At 49.3% G+C, this 1,273-nt stretch carries 2 protein-coding genes; both read left to right on the plus strand.

What is annotated here, in order from left to right; translation table 11 throughout:
• Window positions 1-534 (plus strand): ABC transporter ATP-binding protein (locus tag B3Z75_RS11390; RefSeq protein ID WP_294071715.1); only part of this gene is annotated, 534 nt, incomplete at its 5' end.
• On the plus strand, window positions 534-1,273 hold a 740-nt coding region (locus B3Z75_RS11395; RefSeq protein ID WP_294071717.1), incomplete at its 3' end, for an ABC transporter permease. The genes B3Z75_RS11390 and B3Z75_RS11395, both read left to right, overlap by 1 nt.

Below are 1,273 nucleotides of genomic sequence, written 5' to 3' on the forward strand. Positions count from 1 at the left end.
ATTAAAGAAAATGAACGGATTAAACGGAATATAGGATACATGAGCCAGAAATTCTCCCTGTACGAAGACCTGAAAGTTTGGGAGAATATCCGCCTGTTCGGGGGTATCTACGGGTTATCTGATAAAACAATTGCGGAAAAGACGAACGAGTTGTTGAAGCAATTGGATTTTGAACAGGAGCGCAACACCCTGGTGAAATACCTCCCGTTGGGATGGAAACAAAAACTGGCTTTTTCCGTGGCCATCTTTCATGAGCCCAGGATTGTCTTTCTGGATGAACCTACGGGCGGAGTTGACCCGGCCATGCGTCGGCAGTTCTGGGAGATGATCTACGATGCGGCCGACCGGGGGATCACCGTTTTTGTAACCACGCACTACATGGACGAAGCTGAATACTGCAACAGGGTATCGATCATGGTGGATGGCCGTATCGACGCCTTGGACACACCGGCCGAGTTGCGCCGCAGGTTCAGCGCCGACTCCATGGATGAGGTATTTCGACAATTGGCACGTAAAGCAAAGAGGGGGGACTAATGAAACAATTTATAGCATTTGTAAAAAAAGAGTTCCGGCATATCATCCGGGACAATAGGACCTTGCTGATAATCCTGGGGATGCCTGTAGTGGAAGTTCTGTTGTTCGGCTTTGCCGTAAACATGGAGGTACAGAACATTCGTGTGGCCGTCTACGACCCCACTCCCGATGCTTTCACCACGGGCATCGCGGAACGGATACGGCAGAACTCCTACTTCAATTATCGGGGAAGCGTTCAAACCATGGATGAAATGGAAGAGTCGATGCGGAAAGGTGAGCTCGATCTGGCAGTGGTCTTTCAGCAAAACTTCCAGAAGGAGTTGGTGCACTCGGGAGAAGCTGACGTACAACTGCTTTCCAACAGTTCCGACCCAAACCGGGGCTCCATCGCGGCAACCTATGCCACGGCTATCATAGCGGGATTTCAACGGGAACAAACCGACTTGATACAGATACCGTTTCAGATCCAGACTGAGAATCGGATGATCTACAATCCGCTGATGAAATCATCCTATATGTTTGTACCGGGCATCATGGGGTTGGTACTGATGATCATTTGCACCATCATGACCTCGGTGTCAATCGTCCGTGAAAAAGAGAGAGGGACCATGGAGGTACTCCTCGCATCGCCGTTGAAACAGGGAACCATGATCTTCGCAAAGACCATTCCCTATATGGTGATCTCTTTTATCGACTTTGTCATTATTCTGCTTCTGAGCTATTTTGTGCTGGACGTGCC

The sequence above is a fragment of the Proteiniphilum sp. UBA1028 genome (assembly GCF_002316955.1).
Lineage (GTDB): Bacteria > Bacteroidota > Bacteroidia > Bacteroidales > Dysgonomonadaceae > Proteiniphilum.